Annotated in this window: 14 protein-coding genes and 1 tRNA gene; 3 read left to right on the forward strand and 12 right to left on the reverse strand. The window is 63.1% G+C overall.

Features of this window, described 5'->3' with window-relative positions; genetic code table 11:
- Positions 1–388 precede the first annotated feature (388 nt).
- The 3 genes from ACZ5AC_RS03660 to ACZ5AC_RS03670 all read right to left on the reverse strand — a co-directional run bounded on the left by ACZ5AC_RS03660 (position 389) and on the right by ACZ5AC_RS03670 (position 1507).
- Entirely contained in the window at positions 389–553 is a 165-nt protein-coding gene (locus tag ACZ5AC_RS03660) for a hypothetical protein (RefSeq protein ID WP_464249602.1), read from the reverse strand.
- A gap of 162 nt (positions 554–715) precedes the next feature.
- On the reverse strand, positions 716–991 hold the full coding sequence (locus ACZ5AC_RS03665) for an RNA recognition motif domain-containing protein (protein ID WP_464249603.1): 276 nt from the start codon (positions 989–991) through the stop codon (positions 716–718).
- Between the two features lie 438 nt (positions 992–1429).
- Positions 1430–1507, reverse strand: a tRNA-Arg gene (locus tag ACZ5AC_RS03670).
- 194 nt (positions 1508–1701) lie between these two features.
- Here ACZ5AC_RS03670 and ACZ5AC_RS03675 point away from each other — a divergent pair.
- Both ACZ5AC_RS03675 and pgm read left to right on the forward strand, forming a co-directional pair.
- The gene (locus ACZ5AC_RS03675; protein ID WP_464249604.1) at positions 1702–3036 is read left to right on the forward strand and encodes a tetratricopeptide repeat protein; all 1335 of its coding nucleotides are present in this window, start codon (positions 1702–1704) and stop codon (positions 3034–3036) included.
- A gap of 81 nt (positions 3037–3117) precedes the next feature.
- Positions 3118–4761: a phosphoglucomutase (alpha-D-glucose-1,6-bisphosphate-dependent) gene (gene pgm / locus ACZ5AC_RS03680; protein WP_464249605.1), complete on the forward strand. Its 1644-nt coding sequence runs from the start codon at positions 3118–3120 to the stop codon at positions 4759–4761.
- A 441-nt stretch (positions 4762–5202) separates the two neighbouring features.
- Here pgm and hypB read toward each other — a convergent pair whose 3' ends face one another.
- From hypB to ACZ5AC_RS03700, 4 genes are read right to left on the reverse strand one after another with little or no spacing between them, the layout of a single operon-like run.
- On the reverse strand, positions 5203–5859 hold the full coding sequence (gene hypB / locus ACZ5AC_RS03685) for a hydrogenase nickel incorporation protein HypB (RefSeq protein WP_464249606.1): 657 nt from the start codon (positions 5857–5859) through the stop codon (positions 5203–5205).
- A gap of 13 nt (positions 5860–5872) precedes the next feature.
- Positions 5873–6226, reverse strand: a complete 354-nt coding sequence (gene hypA, locus ACZ5AC_RS03690) for a hydrogenase maturation nickel metallochaperone HypA (protein ID WP_464249607.1) — start codon at positions 6224–6226, stop codon at positions 5873–5875.
- Positions 6227–6242: 16 nt separating this feature from the next.
- Positions 6243–6572: a hypothetical protein gene (locus tag ACZ5AC_RS03695; protein WP_464249608.1), complete on the reverse strand. Its 330-nt coding sequence runs from the start codon at positions 6570–6572 to the stop codon at positions 6243–6245.
- Between the two features lie 17 nt (positions 6573–6589).
- The gene (locus tag ACZ5AC_RS03700) at positions 6590–8353 is read right to left on the reverse strand and encodes a LysM peptidoglycan-binding domain-containing protein (protein WP_464249609.1); all 1764 of its coding nucleotides are present in this window, start codon (positions 8351–8353) and stop codon (positions 6590–6592) included.
- A 132-nt stretch (positions 8354–8485) separates the two neighbouring features.
- Between ACZ5AC_RS03700 and ACZ5AC_RS03705 the strand changes: the two genes are divergently transcribed.
- Positions 8486–9139, forward strand: a complete 654-nt coding sequence (locus tag ACZ5AC_RS03705) for a CBS domain-containing protein (RefSeq protein ID WP_464249610.1) — start codon at positions 8486–8488, stop codon at positions 9137–9139.
- Positions 9140–9212: 73 nt separating this feature from the next.
- Here the strand turns inward: ACZ5AC_RS03705 and ACZ5AC_RS03710 are convergent, their stop codons facing one another.
- The 5 genes from ACZ5AC_RS03710 to ACZ5AC_RS03730 all read right to left on the reverse strand — a co-directional run bounded on the left by ACZ5AC_RS03710 (position 9213) and on the right by ACZ5AC_RS03730 (position 13050).
- Positions 9213–10046: an MBL fold metallo-hydrolase gene (locus tag ACZ5AC_RS03710; RefSeq protein ID WP_464249611.1), complete on the reverse strand. Its 834-nt coding sequence runs from the start codon at positions 10044–10046 to the stop codon at positions 9213–9215.
- A gap of 35 nt (positions 10047–10081) precedes the next feature.
- Complete coding sequence (gene ppnP / locus ACZ5AC_RS03715) at positions 10082–10396, reverse strand: pyrimidine/purine nucleoside phosphorylase (protein ID WP_464249612.1); 315 nt, start codon at positions 10394–10396, stop codon at positions 10082–10084.
- A 123-nt stretch (positions 10397–10519) separates the two neighbouring features.
- A complete protein-coding gene (locus tag ACZ5AC_RS03720; RefSeq protein WP_464249613.1) occupies positions 10520–11824 on the reverse strand; it encodes a M23 family metallopeptidase in 1305 nt (434 codons plus the stop codon).
- 139 nt (positions 11825–11963) lie between these two features.
- Complete coding sequence (locus tag ACZ5AC_RS03725) at positions 11964–12788, reverse strand: ADP-ribosylglycohydrolase family protein (RefSeq protein ID WP_464249614.1); 825 nt, start codon at positions 12786–12788, stop codon at positions 11964–11966.
- Positions 12775–13050 (reverse strand): HypC/HybG/HupF family hydrogenase formation chaperone, encoded by a 276-nt coding sequence (locus tag ACZ5AC_RS03730; RefSeq protein ID WP_464249615.1) that lies wholly within the window; start codon positions 13048–13050, stop codon positions 12775–12777. The genes ACZ5AC_RS03725 and ACZ5AC_RS03730 overlap by 14 nt, the downstream gene beginning before the upstream one ends.
- Between the last annotated feature and the right edge of the window lie 10 nt (positions 13051–13060).

Below are 13060 nucleotides of genomic sequence, written 5' to 3' on the forward strand. Positions count from 1 at the left end.
AGTCACTCTTTGATCAAAAAGTTAGATGACGTCAACTTTTATTTAGCGGCTTCCGGCGCATCCCGTGGTGAAAGCGCCAACCGCAGAAACTGAAAAGATCCGTCAAGTTGCAGACTTGCCGGATCTTTTGATGTTCTGGTGCCCCCACCATGACTCGAACATGGGCAAATCAGGATTAGGCAGCGCACGGGATATCGGGAAAGGGCCAGACACCGACCGATTATAGCTGATTTTGTGCTGTGTAGACGGAATAGGGTGGCGTTTTGGGTGGCTTTTCAAGTGGCCTTGTCTTTGGAAAATACCTGGTTCCAGGGCAAAGCTGTGCCTATTCTAAACTGTGATTTTCGATAAGAAAATAATTGCCAACTATGATTACTATAAAAGTATATCAATTTTGAACAGGCAAATTATCAGTATTTGTTGCTTCCTGAGTGCCATCCTGTTCGTTTTTTTCTGTTGACACATCTGCTTTTTGCATCCGCTTTTCATCTTTTTTTTTCTTTTTTGCGTTTTCTCTCTGTCGCTTTTCAAAAGCGTAATTTGGTTTTGCCATATATAATCTCCTTTGCTTTGTAATTAATATGATTATTGCCAGTCAGGAAGGGGGTGCAAGCATACTTTCAAGGTAGGATGCTGGTATTTGCGAGCTGACAAACTTTTAGAGCAAAAAAAAAGCCCGTAAGAACGGGCTTTCAGTACTATCAGGCGAATTCGATTAATAACGGGGGCGACCGGCAGGGCGGTTCTCACGAGGCTGAGCCTCATTGACCTTCAAGGTGCGTCCCTCGATATCGGCACCATTGAGCTCGCTGATGGCTTTAGTGGCACCTGCGTCGTCCATTTCAACAAACCCAAAGCCACGAGAGCGACCAGTTTCGCGATCTTCGATCACATGCGCGGAAGTAACGTTTCCATAAGGGGTAAACATGTTCTTCAGATCAGCGTCAGAAGTAGACCAAGACAAATTACCAACATAGATGTTCTTAGACAAAGCAATAACTCCAAAATAAAAAGAGGAAAAAAATCGATTCAGATGAAAACAGTTGCACCTGAATAGGATAAAAATAAATATTATTTACCCTCGAATTCAAAAAAAATATACATAATTTCTCATATGTCAAATATAATTTTGAAAATTATTTTTTAAATTTAATTATAAATTTATTTAATATGTAATGTGCTAAGTTATAACATTAAAGTAATATTTAGGTATTATCGCAAAATATCAGATATTCCGAAAGGTATTTTGCAATATGTTGATTGATGCTTGCGTGTGGTTCTGCCATCTCGTTGAAATCAATTGCCTTTCCATGGTCGGTTCATCATCATTTTAGATCTGAATTTTTGAAGATATTGTCCTGGTTAGTCTGGATGTTAAAAAACAAAAAAGATCCGACTTGTATTTAACTAGTCGGATCTTTTGATGATCTGGTGCCCCCACCATGACTCGAACATGGGCAAACCAGGATTAGGAATCCTGTGCTCTATCCACCTGAGCTATGGGGGCACGTCGTGGAGGCAATTTCTTAGGCGAGGCGTGGGGCAAAATCAAGGGGAAAGTGGGCGGGGCGCGGCTGGCCTGCGCCGACCCGCCACAGGCGGCGGGGCAGGAACGCGTTGAACATCAGTGCGGCATGGTGTATTTTCCCCGTGTTGTCCTGGTACGGGTTCTGAAACGCGGTCAATGCAGGGGCGGTGCGAATGGATAAGGATACGCGGGATGCCATAGGAAACGCCATCTTCGACTACGCCATGGCCGGCGGCAGGTTCGTGTCCCTGACCGAGGACGCCGGGTTCGTGGAGCTGATCAAGAACGTGCTCTTCCGCAGTCTCGGCCTGCCCCGGACCAGCTTCGTCCAGTACACCCGCCTCGACGACCTTTTCGCCCTCCTGCGTCAAGACATACAGGCCAAATACGTCGTCTGCCTGGACCGCAACGCCGCCGAATCGACCCTGGCGCAGATCATGGACACCGTCCAGCGCCTCTGCCCGGCCGTGCGCATCATCGTCCTGACCAAGGAAGTGGACCAGTACACCACGGCCCTGCTCATCGAACAGGGCGCCCACAACATCATCACCAAGCCCATCTCCGTGGCCTCCTTCGCCGAGAAGCTGGCCTTCACCATCGCTCCGCAGGGCCGCCTGAGCAAGCTCATCGACAAGGGCAAGCGTTATCTGGACGCGGGCAGTTGGGGCGAGGCCATGCTCGTGGCCGAGGAAATCCTGAAGCAGAAGCCCGAGAGCGCGGCGGCCTACATGATCAAGGGCGACGCCTACCGCGGCATGGACATGATGGCCCGGGCCGAGGAGATGTACCAGCTCGCGGCCAAGAGCTCCGAGCTCTACCTGGCGCCTCTGAAGCGCCTGGCCATGCTCTACGAGCAGTCCGGGGACCCGGAGAAGCAGCTCCAGTACCTGCGCCGCCTGAACGAGATAAGCCCCCTCGACACGCAGCGCATCCTCAATATCGGCGAACTTGAGATTTCGCGGGGCAACAACTCCCAGGCCGAGGAGATGTTCGAGCAGGTCATGAAGCTGGCCAAGAAGGAGGCCGCCGACATGCTCTCCAACCTGTCGAGCCGCATCGCCACCATCTGCGCCAACCGCGACCCGGACATGGCCATCCGCTACTCCAAGCGCGCCCTTGACCTGCGCGGCGGCGAACTGACGGCCTCGGACATCGCCACGGTCAACATCCTGGGCATCTCGCTTCGCAAGCAGGGCAAGTGGCGGGAGGCCATCGCCGAGTACCGGCGCGTGCTGGCCGTCATCCCCGACAACCCGGGCCTGCTCTACAACATGGCCCTGGCCTACAACGAGGGGCGGGACATCCCCAAGGCCCTGGCCATGATCCGCAAGGCCCTGGAGGTCGACCCCGGCCTGCCCGACTCGGGCAAGAACGTGGCCTACAACATCGGCACCATCTTCGAGAAGGCCGGTCTCTCGGGCGAGCAGTTCTTTAAGAAGGCCTACGAGCAGGACCCCAACGACAAGCTCATGTGGGAGGCCCTCAAGCGCTCCCAGGCCCTGGCCTGACCGAATTTCTTCGGGACCCGTCAGGCCCCGCCCATGGCGGACGGCCGACGGCGCATCCCGATCCACCAACAAGGAGCATCCATGGCAGCACATCCCCTCGCCGGCACGCCCGTGCCGGAAAGCCTGCGCATCAACGTGCCCAGGCTCGTGTCCGACTACTATACCCTCGAACCGGACCCGTCCGCGCCCGACCAGGCCGTGGCCTTCGGCACGTCCGGGCACCGCGGCTGCGCCTTCAAGGCGTCCTTCAACGAGGCGCACATCCTGGCCATCACCCAGGCCGTGTGCGAGTACCGCGCCATGAAAGGCATCGACGGGCCGCTCTTCGTGGGCATGGATTCCCACGCCCTGTCCGAGCCCGCCCAGCGCACGGCCCTGGAGGTCCTGGCCGCGGCCGGCGTGGACTGCCGCTTCCAGCGCGGTCTGGGCTACACGCCCACGCCCGTCGTCTCCCACGCCATCCTGACCTACAACCGCGGCCGGACCTCGGGCCTGGCCGACGGGCTGGTCATCACCCCGTCCCACAACCCGCCCGAGGACGGCGGCATCAAGTACAACCCGCCCCACGGCGGCCCGGCGGGCACCGACGTCACGGGCTGGATCGAGAAGCGGGCCAACGCGCTGCTGGCCGACACGTCCGTCGTCCGCCGCGTCCCGCTGAAGAAGGCCCTGGCGCTGGGGCTGTGCCGTGAGCACGATTTCGTGGGCCCGTACGTCGAGGACCTGGCCAACGCCATCGACATGGAGGCCATCAGGAATTCGGGCATCAGCATCGGCGTCGACCCCCTGGGCGGGGCCGGGCAGGCCTACTGGGAACCCATCGCCGAGCGCTACGGCCTGAACATCCGCGTGGTCAGCACCGTCGTGGACCCGGCCTTCATGTTCATGAGCCTGGACAAGGACGGCAAGATCCGCATGGACTGCTCCTCGGCCGCGGCCATGGCCAAGCTCATCGCCCTGAAGGACTCCTTCTCCATCGCCTTCGCCAACGACCCCGACGCCGACCGCCACGGCATCGTCACGGCCGGCCACGGCCTCATGAACCCCAACCACTACCTGTCCGTGGCCATCGATTACCTGCTGACGCACCGGCCGGGCTGGCCCGCGGCGGCGCAGGTGGGCAAGACCCTGGTCACCAGTTCCATGGTCGACCGCGTCGTGGCCTCCCACGGCCGCACGGTCCGCGAGGTGCCCGTGGGCTTCAAGTGGTTCGTGGACGACCTCCTGGCCGGGACCTGCTGCTTCGGCGGTGAGGAGAGCGCCGGCGCGTCCTTCCTGCGCCGCGACGGCGGCGTCTGGACCACGGACAAGGACGGGCTTCTGCTGAACCTGCTGGCGGCCGAGATCACGGCCGTGTCGGGCAGGGATCCGGGCGACCTCTACCGGGAGCTTGAGGCCCGCCACGGCAGCCCCATCTACGAGCGCCTGCAGGCCCCGGCGAACATGGCCCAGAAGAAGGTCCTCTCGTCGCTGACGCCCGACCGGGTCACCTCGGCCGAGCTTGCGGGCGAGCCCATCCTGGCACGGATCACCCACGCCCCGGGCAACGGCGCGGCCATCGGCGGCCTGAAGGTCGTGACGGAGAACGGCTGGTTCGCGGCGCGGCCCTCGGGCACCGAGGACATGTACAAGATCTACGTCGAGAGCTTCCTGGGACGCGAGCACCTGGAGCGCATCAAGACCGAGGCCCAGGAGATGGTCGACGGGGTGCTGAAGGGAGCTTGAGAAATCGTAAGACGCTCTTCCTCGCGGGTTTCTGCGCAACGCGAGTTTGTTCTTAAGGTAAAGGCCCGTCGTCCGTTTGCGGATGGCGGGCCTTTGCCCTTCGTGCGGCGAGGCCCCGGAGACGAAAGGCATGGATTCCCGCCTTCGCGGGAATGACATGAGGTATGTCGAAATTGATGTGTTCTGGCGGCCAGGTGCTAATCGCTGTGCACTTACAGGCAAGTTCCGCGTCATTCCCGCGAAGGCGGGAATCCATGCCTTTGCCTGTGTTCGGGCACGTCATAGATGTGGCCTTGGGCCGGGTGGGCAACGTGCGGCCCTGACGGCCCGCAACCACGTCATTCCCGCGAAGGCGGGAATCCATGCTTCGGCCGTGTCCAGGCCGTGACGAAAAACGCCCGCCTTCGTTTTCGAGGGCGGGCGTCGCGCTGTCCGGGAGGGCTATTTTTTCTTCTTGGCCCGCTCACGGCGCAGCCAGTCGTACCAGGCGTCCATGCCCTGGCCGGTGGTGGCCGAGAGGGTGAAGATCTCGATGTCCTTGTTCACGGAGCGGGCGAAGGCGCTGGCGCGTTCGACGCTGAAGTTGACGTAGGGCAGCAGGTCGACCTTGTTCAGGATCATGACCTTGGATTCGGCGAAGATGAAGGGGTACTTCTCGGGCTTGTCGTCGCCCTCGGTCACGCTCAGGATGGTGACCTTGTAGTCCTCGCCGACGCTGAACTCGGCCGGGCAGACCAGGTTGCCGACGTTCTCGACCACGAGGATGTCGATGCCGTCCAGACCCATGGACGCGGCGGCGTCGCGGACCATGGAGCTGTCGAGGTGGCAGCCGCCGGCCGTGTTGATCTGCACGGCGCGGGCGCCGGTGGCGGCCACTCGGCGGGCGTCGTTCTCGGTCTGGCAGTCGCCTTCGATGACGGCCATGGAAAATTCGTTCTTGAGGTCCGTCAGGGTGCGTTCCAGGAGGGTGGTCTTGCCGGAACCGGGCGAACTCATCAGGTTGAGGCTCAGGATGCCCCGCGCCGTGAGATCGGCGTTCAGTTCCGCGGCCACGGCGTCGTTGGCCTCCAGGATGTTGCGTACCACGTCGACTTTCATGCGATCCTCCAGATTATTCGGCTTCGATGTTCTCGATGTACAGTTCCCGCCCCGCGATGATCTCGTGCCCGAACTCCGTGGCGCACTTGGGGCAGGGCATGATCATGCGCTCCTCGTGGGAAGGGCTGAACTCCTCGCCGCACTGCCGGCAGCGGACCATCATGGGCTTGACCTCGCACTCGACCTTGGCGCCCTCGAAAGGGGTGTTCACGGTCAGGACCTCGAAGGCCGTCTCCAGGGCTTCGGGGACGATGGCCGAGATCTGGCCGTAGACGATCTTGACGTTCAAAAGCTTCGTCAGGCCGTGCTTGGCCATTTCCTCGCGGATGATCTTGATGAGGCTCTCGGCGATGGACAGTTCGTGCATGATTTCTCCTTGTGTGCTACGAGCGGCGCTCCGATGCGTATGCCGTGTCCAGGGCGTTGTCCAGGGCGATGCGCGCCCGGGTCATGGCGCCGCCGGCGATGGTCACGCGGAACATCTCCCAGTCCTGGTGGTTGATGATGTCGACGACGCCGCGCGCGTCGGGGCCCAGCAGCGGCAGGAGGCCTTCGAGGTCGCTGTCCACGTCGACGAAGCCGCCTTCGTGCAGGAAGTCGAGGACGTTGCCGTCGGCCTCGCATTCGTAGGCCGCCAGATGCGCGGTGCAGGCCTGCATGCGGTCGGGGTCGAGCCCGACCAGATGGCCGTAGACACGGAAGTCGTGAGGCATGGGTCAATCCTTGGGGTTCAGTCCGGAAGGACGAAGCACGTGTAGCCCTCGCGGGAAAGGACGGAAACGAGATACGGGTCGGCGAAGCGTCTGTCCAGCAGGATGACGCGGGAGGCGCCCCCGGACACGTTCCAGGCCGGCACCTGGATGCCGATGCGGGTTCCGGGGCCGCTGGACCAGGAGGCGCCCGCCATGCCCTGCTGCAGGTTGTCCTTGCTGCGCAGCAGCTGCAGGAGGGCGCTCAGGTCGGCGGGGAGGTTCTGGCCGAAGAAGGCCTCGGGGTCGGAGGGGTTGATGGCCCGGATGAGGTCCATGTTCGTGGCCACGGGCACGTAGATGGAATCCCGCGGCCTGGCGGGTAGCCGGGAGAGTTCGTTGTAGGCGTCCAGTTCGATGACGTTGACCTGGGCCTCGTCCAGGACCTCGTGCAGCCCTTGGGGCAGGGGCGATTCGCCCGGCGTCTGCCTGGCCCAGACCATGTTGACGGTCTTCCTGCCCCCCATGTCGACGATGGCCATCTGCGGGGACTGCAGGGTCAGCCCGACGCCGGACCTGGTCAGAACCAGGTCGCGCTCAGCGGACCACAGGCGGAAATGGCGCGGGAAGGTCTGGGCCACCTTCTCCAGCACCTCCTGCAGGGACCAGCGGGGGGACACCGTGCAGACCTTCATGCCCAGCTTGTTGGCGTTCGCGACCCAGTCGGCGCTCTTGGGCACGGGGCAGAAGAGGATCTTGTCCCCCCAGGGGGCTTCCACCAGCGGCGTCTCGAAGAGTTTGACATGCAGCCAACCCGAGCCGGGGAGGGGGAACATGCTCTCGTCGCCGGGCATGAACGCGAAGCGCATCTCCTTCAGGACGGTCTTGACGAACGGGAGCCCTGTCTGCGGCGTGCGGGTCTCGGCCGGGCCGGTTGCATTGGCCGCAGAGGCGTCCGTTTCGGCGGCTTCGGGCTGTGCAGGCTCCTGCGGCCGGGGTTCGGGGAGCGGAGACGGGGCCGGTGCGGGCGCGGGCGCTGCCTGCGGCACGGCCGGTCCGGCCGCTGCCGAGGCCGCTATGCCGGGCTGTCCTTGCCTGGGCGTTCCCGTCTGGTTTGTGAAGGCCTCGATTCTCGTATCCGGAGAAACCGGCACGGCGACGATCGTCACTGGCTTGGCGGGTTCCGGGGCGGGTTCCGGCGTCTCCTCGGCCTGCAAGGGTTCCTGCGGGGGAGGTGTTTCGGCGGGCGCCGTGGCCGGGGCAGTGCCGCCCTTGACCACGGGCAGGATGATTTCCTGGCCGGCGCGCAGGGTGTTGGTGTCGGGGACCGATGGGTTGAGTTCCAGAAAGAGGTCCATGTACTTGCTGAAAATCAGGTTCGCAGGCACGCCCTGATCTTGCAGGATTTCGACCAGCGTGTCGCCAGCCTGGACCACGTAGGCCCGCTTCTCGTAGGTGTCGGGAGGGGTGTTCGTAGTCGGACGGGCAGGGGCGGGCGACGCGGCCGCGACGCCCTCGGGGAGGCGGATGATCTGGCCGGGCTTGAGGCGGCTCAGGTTCGGGATATGGGGGTTCAGGGCCTGAATGCCGGGCATGAGCTGCTGAATCTGCGTGCCCGAGTATCCCTTTTCCTGCAGGATCTTGAAGAGCCACTCGCCTTGACGGACTGTGTGCTCCTGGCCGGGTTCGGCCTGGACATTGATGTCCTTCTCGAAAAAAAGACGCAGCGGTTTTTCTGAAAAAGCGGGCCTGGTTATGCTTGTCAGGAAGCACAGGCCGAGAATAAGAAGAACTGCACGTCTCATGGATGTATCGGACGGACCCTTGTTTCAGATGGTGGTTATTTCCGGCAATGGAAACAAGGATATAGCAAAAAGGATCGAGGCTGTCACTGCACTTTGCATGAGGGAATCACCCAATTTTCCAAGGAGAAAACCATGTATGTAGGCCTTGCCATGCAGAAGCATGTCCCCACCATCACCTCCGACACCCTGATCATCAAGGCGGATCGGATGATGGAGGAGAACAAACTCTGGATTCTGCTTGTCGTCGAAGACGGGAAGCTCAAGGGCTATGTGGCCAAGGAGGACATCCGGGCCGCCCTGCCGTCGGGCGCGACGACCTTCAGCAAGCACGAGCTCAATTACCTCTTTTCCAAGCTGACGGTGAAGGATCTGGTGCGCAAGGAGATGCCCACGGTGCATCCGGAGACGGAGATCGAGGTGGCGGCCAAGATCATGCACGACCGCGACCTGGCCGGTCTGGCCGTCGTCGACAGGGACAGCCGCCTCAAGGGCTACATCAGCCGCAGCTCCATGCTGGCCGTCCTGGTCGAGGAGATGGGCCTGGAACTTGGCGGCAACCGCATCGCCATCGAGGTCGAGGACCGCAAGGGCGTCATGGCCGAACTGAGCCGCCTCTTCTTCGACCTGGGCGTGAACATCCTGTCCACCTCGACCTTCTACCGCGACAGCAAGCGCCTCATCGTCTTCCGCATCCTGGCCGACGACATGCCCGCCATCGTCAAGGTCGTCACGGACAAGGGCTACAAGATCGCCGGGCCGGAATACTTCGCCCACGAATGGGCCTAGCCCGGACCGCCGCGCCGACCAAAGGGACGTTTCCTCACGGAGCGTCCCTTTTTTTGCGCCGTCTTCCAGCGGCCTAGGCGTAGCTGACCGTGAGGCCCACGCCGACCTCGCGCAGGGGTGCCGCTCCGGCCAGGGCGATCTTCGAGGACAGATCCGTGCAGTGGCAGGGGCTCAGGCGTTGCGGGGCGAGGGCGCGCAGATGCGCTACGGTCCCGTTCAGGCGTTCCGTCGAGGGGGACAGGAGGTGCAGGCCGCCGATGACGTCCTGGATGCGGGTCTCGCCGGTCAGGGCCACGGCGTGGTCGACGATGTTGCAGATGCCCGCGTGGGAGCAGCCCGTGACCACGACCAGCCCGTCGTCCCCGCGCCAGACCAGGGCCGAGTCGTCGGGGAGCAGGTCGGGGCCGTCGTCCCCCTCCTTGGCGCCGATGCCCGGGGACACTTCGAAGGCGTGGCGGCGCGGGATTTCTCCGAGGAAGAGAAGACGTTCGCCGATGGGCAGGGGCGCCGCGGAGAGCTTGAGGGCGAAGTGCCGGGAGAGCTTGCCCGGTTCCAGCAGCGGGCCGAGTTCCGGGTTGTCGCCGTCACGGATGCTGCGGAAGGCCGCCGGGTGCGCCACCAGGGTCGGTCGGGAGCAGGGGCGGCCTTCCAGGCGCTCCTCGCACAGGTGGCGGGTCAGGGCTTCGAGGCCCCATGTGTGGTCGAGATGCCCGTGGGAAAGGACGACGGCGTCGAGGTCCGAGAGCGTGATCCCCATCTTGCGGGCGTTGTCCAGGAAGAGCCCGGAGTAGCCGCAGTCGAAGAGGACCTTCAGGCCTTCGTCCTCGATGAGCAGGCAGAGGCCTGGCTCGGCCCGGAAATAACGGTCGATGAGGGTGGCGTTGTCCACCAGGACTGTGATCTTCATGGCGCGGTGTCCGGGCCGGATGTCCGGCCCGCTGGTCACTTGACGAAGGAGCAGCAGTAGTCCGTGAGGGTCCGGACCTTGAGGGAGAACTTCGAGCTGGCGGGCACCTCGAAGGACGTGCCGGCGGCGAAGGTCTGCCAGCCGTCGGTTCCGGGGAGCAGCACGTCCAGGTCGCCGGCCAGGATCTCCATGATCTCCCTGTCGGCCGTGCCGAATTCGTAATCGCCGGGGAGCATGACGCCGAGGGTCTTTCTGGACCCGTCGGGAAAGACGATGGTGCGGCTGGTGACCTTGCCGTCGAAATAGACGTTGGCTTCCTTGATCACGGTGACGTTGGCGAATTCGGACATGGAATCCTCGTGGAGTGCTGGGGTTGCGGCCGGGGCCGGGGCGATGCAGCCTTCTAGCAAAGCCGGCCCCGCCTTGTCATCCGCGGCGCGTCGGCACGAAAAAAGGCCCCGGAGGGCCTTTGGTCACTGCAGCTTGGAGGTGATGTTGTCCTTGATCCAGTGCGGGTCCCACCATTCGATGGGCTGCACCTCGAGGCCCGAGACGAGCATGCCGAAGTGCAGGTGGTCGCCCCCGGCCATGCCCGTGGCGCCGGTCTTGCCGATGATCTGGCCGCGCTGGACGGTCTCGCCCTTGTGCACGTGAATCTCGCTCAGGTGCGAGTACAGGGACTGGATGCCGAAGCCGTGGTCCAGGACGACCACGTTGCCGTAGATGCCCATGAACTCGGCCAGGACCACGCGGCCGGTGTTGCCGGCGGGCACGGGCGAGGTGGCCAGGGAGGCCAGGTCCACGCCGAGGTGGGTCTGGTTGTCCACTGCCTGTCCGCCGTGCATGTACGTGCGGTTGTCGGCGAAGCCGGCCATGGGCGCGCTGTTGGGCAGTCGGATGAAGGGGCCGTCCCAGAGCTTCTGGGGCACCGTGTCTCTGCCCACCTGCATGAGGAAGCCGACGTTCTTGGCCCGAAGTTCCGAGTTGACCTTGAGGAAGATGTCGATGGGCTGGGTCAGGTCGGGGTAATACTGCGTGAACTGGCCCATCTTGGACTGCAGGAAATTGTCGGAGACGTTGATGCTGTCGTGCTTGAACGCCTTGACCCTGGGGTTGAAGAAGAACCCGATGGACACCTCGTTGCCGGCCAGGTCCGAAGCCACCAATGCCGGGGTCAGGGCCTTGACGTCGGCGTTGTAGGGGATGGCGAAGAAGCACAGGTACTTGCCGGGCTGGTAGGGATAGCCCGGGAAGAAGTGCTCGCCCATGCGTACGCCGCTTCTGCCCAGCTCTTCGTCGGTGCTGTAGACCAGGAGGCCCGTGCCGCCCTGGTTCACGTTGTGCTGGCCCGAAAGGACGGAAACGACGGGGGGCTTGGAGTCCACGGTCATGTCGCGCTTGAAGTCGGCCCTGTTGCCGTGGCCCAGGCGGTGCCAGGAGGCGTCCTTGACCGTGACGGCGAGGGTCACGGCGCCGTTGGAGACGTTTTTGGGCAGGGAGAAGGTCTCGGTCAGGTCGCGGGTTCCCTCGGGGAGGTCCTTCTTGACGATGTCGATGGTGTTGCCGTTCTGCGTGGCCGTGACGTGCAGGAGCCTAAGGCCCGAGTCGGCGTCCGAAGCCGTCACGGTGAACACGGTCGACGCCCCGGCCGTGGACTGGTCGGGCGTCACGGACAGGGTCGGCGGGTTCCACTCGCCCTTGACGTAGTAGAGAGCCCCCAGGGCTCCGGCCAGGAGGAGGAAGACGAAGAAAAAGGCGTAGGATATCCGGCTGCTCATATTGCAAACTCGCTTATGGTCTGTGTTTTTCGGCAAAGGGGCAACATCCGCAGGGCCTTGGGCGCAAAAAAAATGGGAGCGCCGCAAAGGCGTTCCCATGCTACGGACGGGGGGGGATTTTGGCAAGTTCCGGCGGATTTCAGCTTTTCAGCAAGGAATCCGCAGCCTTCTGCAGGAGCTCGACGCGGGCCAGGCTCCGCCGCCAGGCCGCGGGTATGGCCTCGAAGCCGTACCAGGCTCCGGCCAGCTGCCCGTAGGCGGCCATGGCGCGCTGGCCGCCGGGCAGGCACAGGGCGCAGCCGTCGGCGAAGGAGCCGCTCCCGGCAAAGGCGTTCACGGCCGCGGCCAGCGCCCGGCAGGCCGGGCAGTCTCCGGGGACCGGAGCGGCCGCGCACAGGCTCGCGGCTTCCGGGCAGAGGTCTGCGGGGGGCTGCGGACGCAGGACGCGCTGTCTGTCCGCGCCTGTCAGGGCCTCGTCCAGCATGGCCGCCAGCAGCCTGCAGGCGTCCACGCTCCGGCGGCCCGAGTGGGTGATGCGGGTGGCGCGTGCGCAGGCGTCCAGCGCCGTTTCGCGCGAGCCCGCGAAGAATATGGCCGTGGGCGCCACGCGCGCCAGGCATGCATCGCCCTGGGCCCGGTCCTGGTCGATGGGGTCCCAGGTACGTTCGAAGCGCAGGATGGCGGCCTTGACGGTGTCGTCGATGCGGTCGCAGGTCTCCCCGGAACTCTGGTAGCCGTACCGGAACCAGCTGGTCAGGCGGATCATCTGGTCGCGCTCGTCCACGCCGCCGCATTCGGCCAGGCTCTCGGCCAGGGCCAGGGTCATGGACGTGCCGTCGCCCCACAAGCCGCTTTCCAGGGGGGCCCGGACGGACGGGATCGTCCCGGAAGCCCCGGCCAGGGCCTCGCACACGGCCAGACCCGTCAGGCAGCCGAGTGCCTTGTCGGCATCAGGCTTCGGCACCGCCGATCTCCTTGTCGTACTTGCGCTGCACTTCGTCGTAGGCGTTGGCCAGGTCGCGCAGGATGGTCAGGGTTTCCTGGGCTTCCTTGAGGTCCAGCTTGCGGATGGCGAAGCCGGCGTGGATGATGACGTAGTCGCCTAGGGTCGCTTCCTGGTCCAGGAGCATGAGGGAGGCGGTGACGAAGGTCTCGCCCTCGCCGACGCGGCACTGGGCCACGCCGTTCTCGATGGATTCAATTTTCGCGGGAATGGCAAGACACATGGTCGCCTCC

Source organism: Desulfomicrobium aestuarii, from assembly GCF_055385525.1.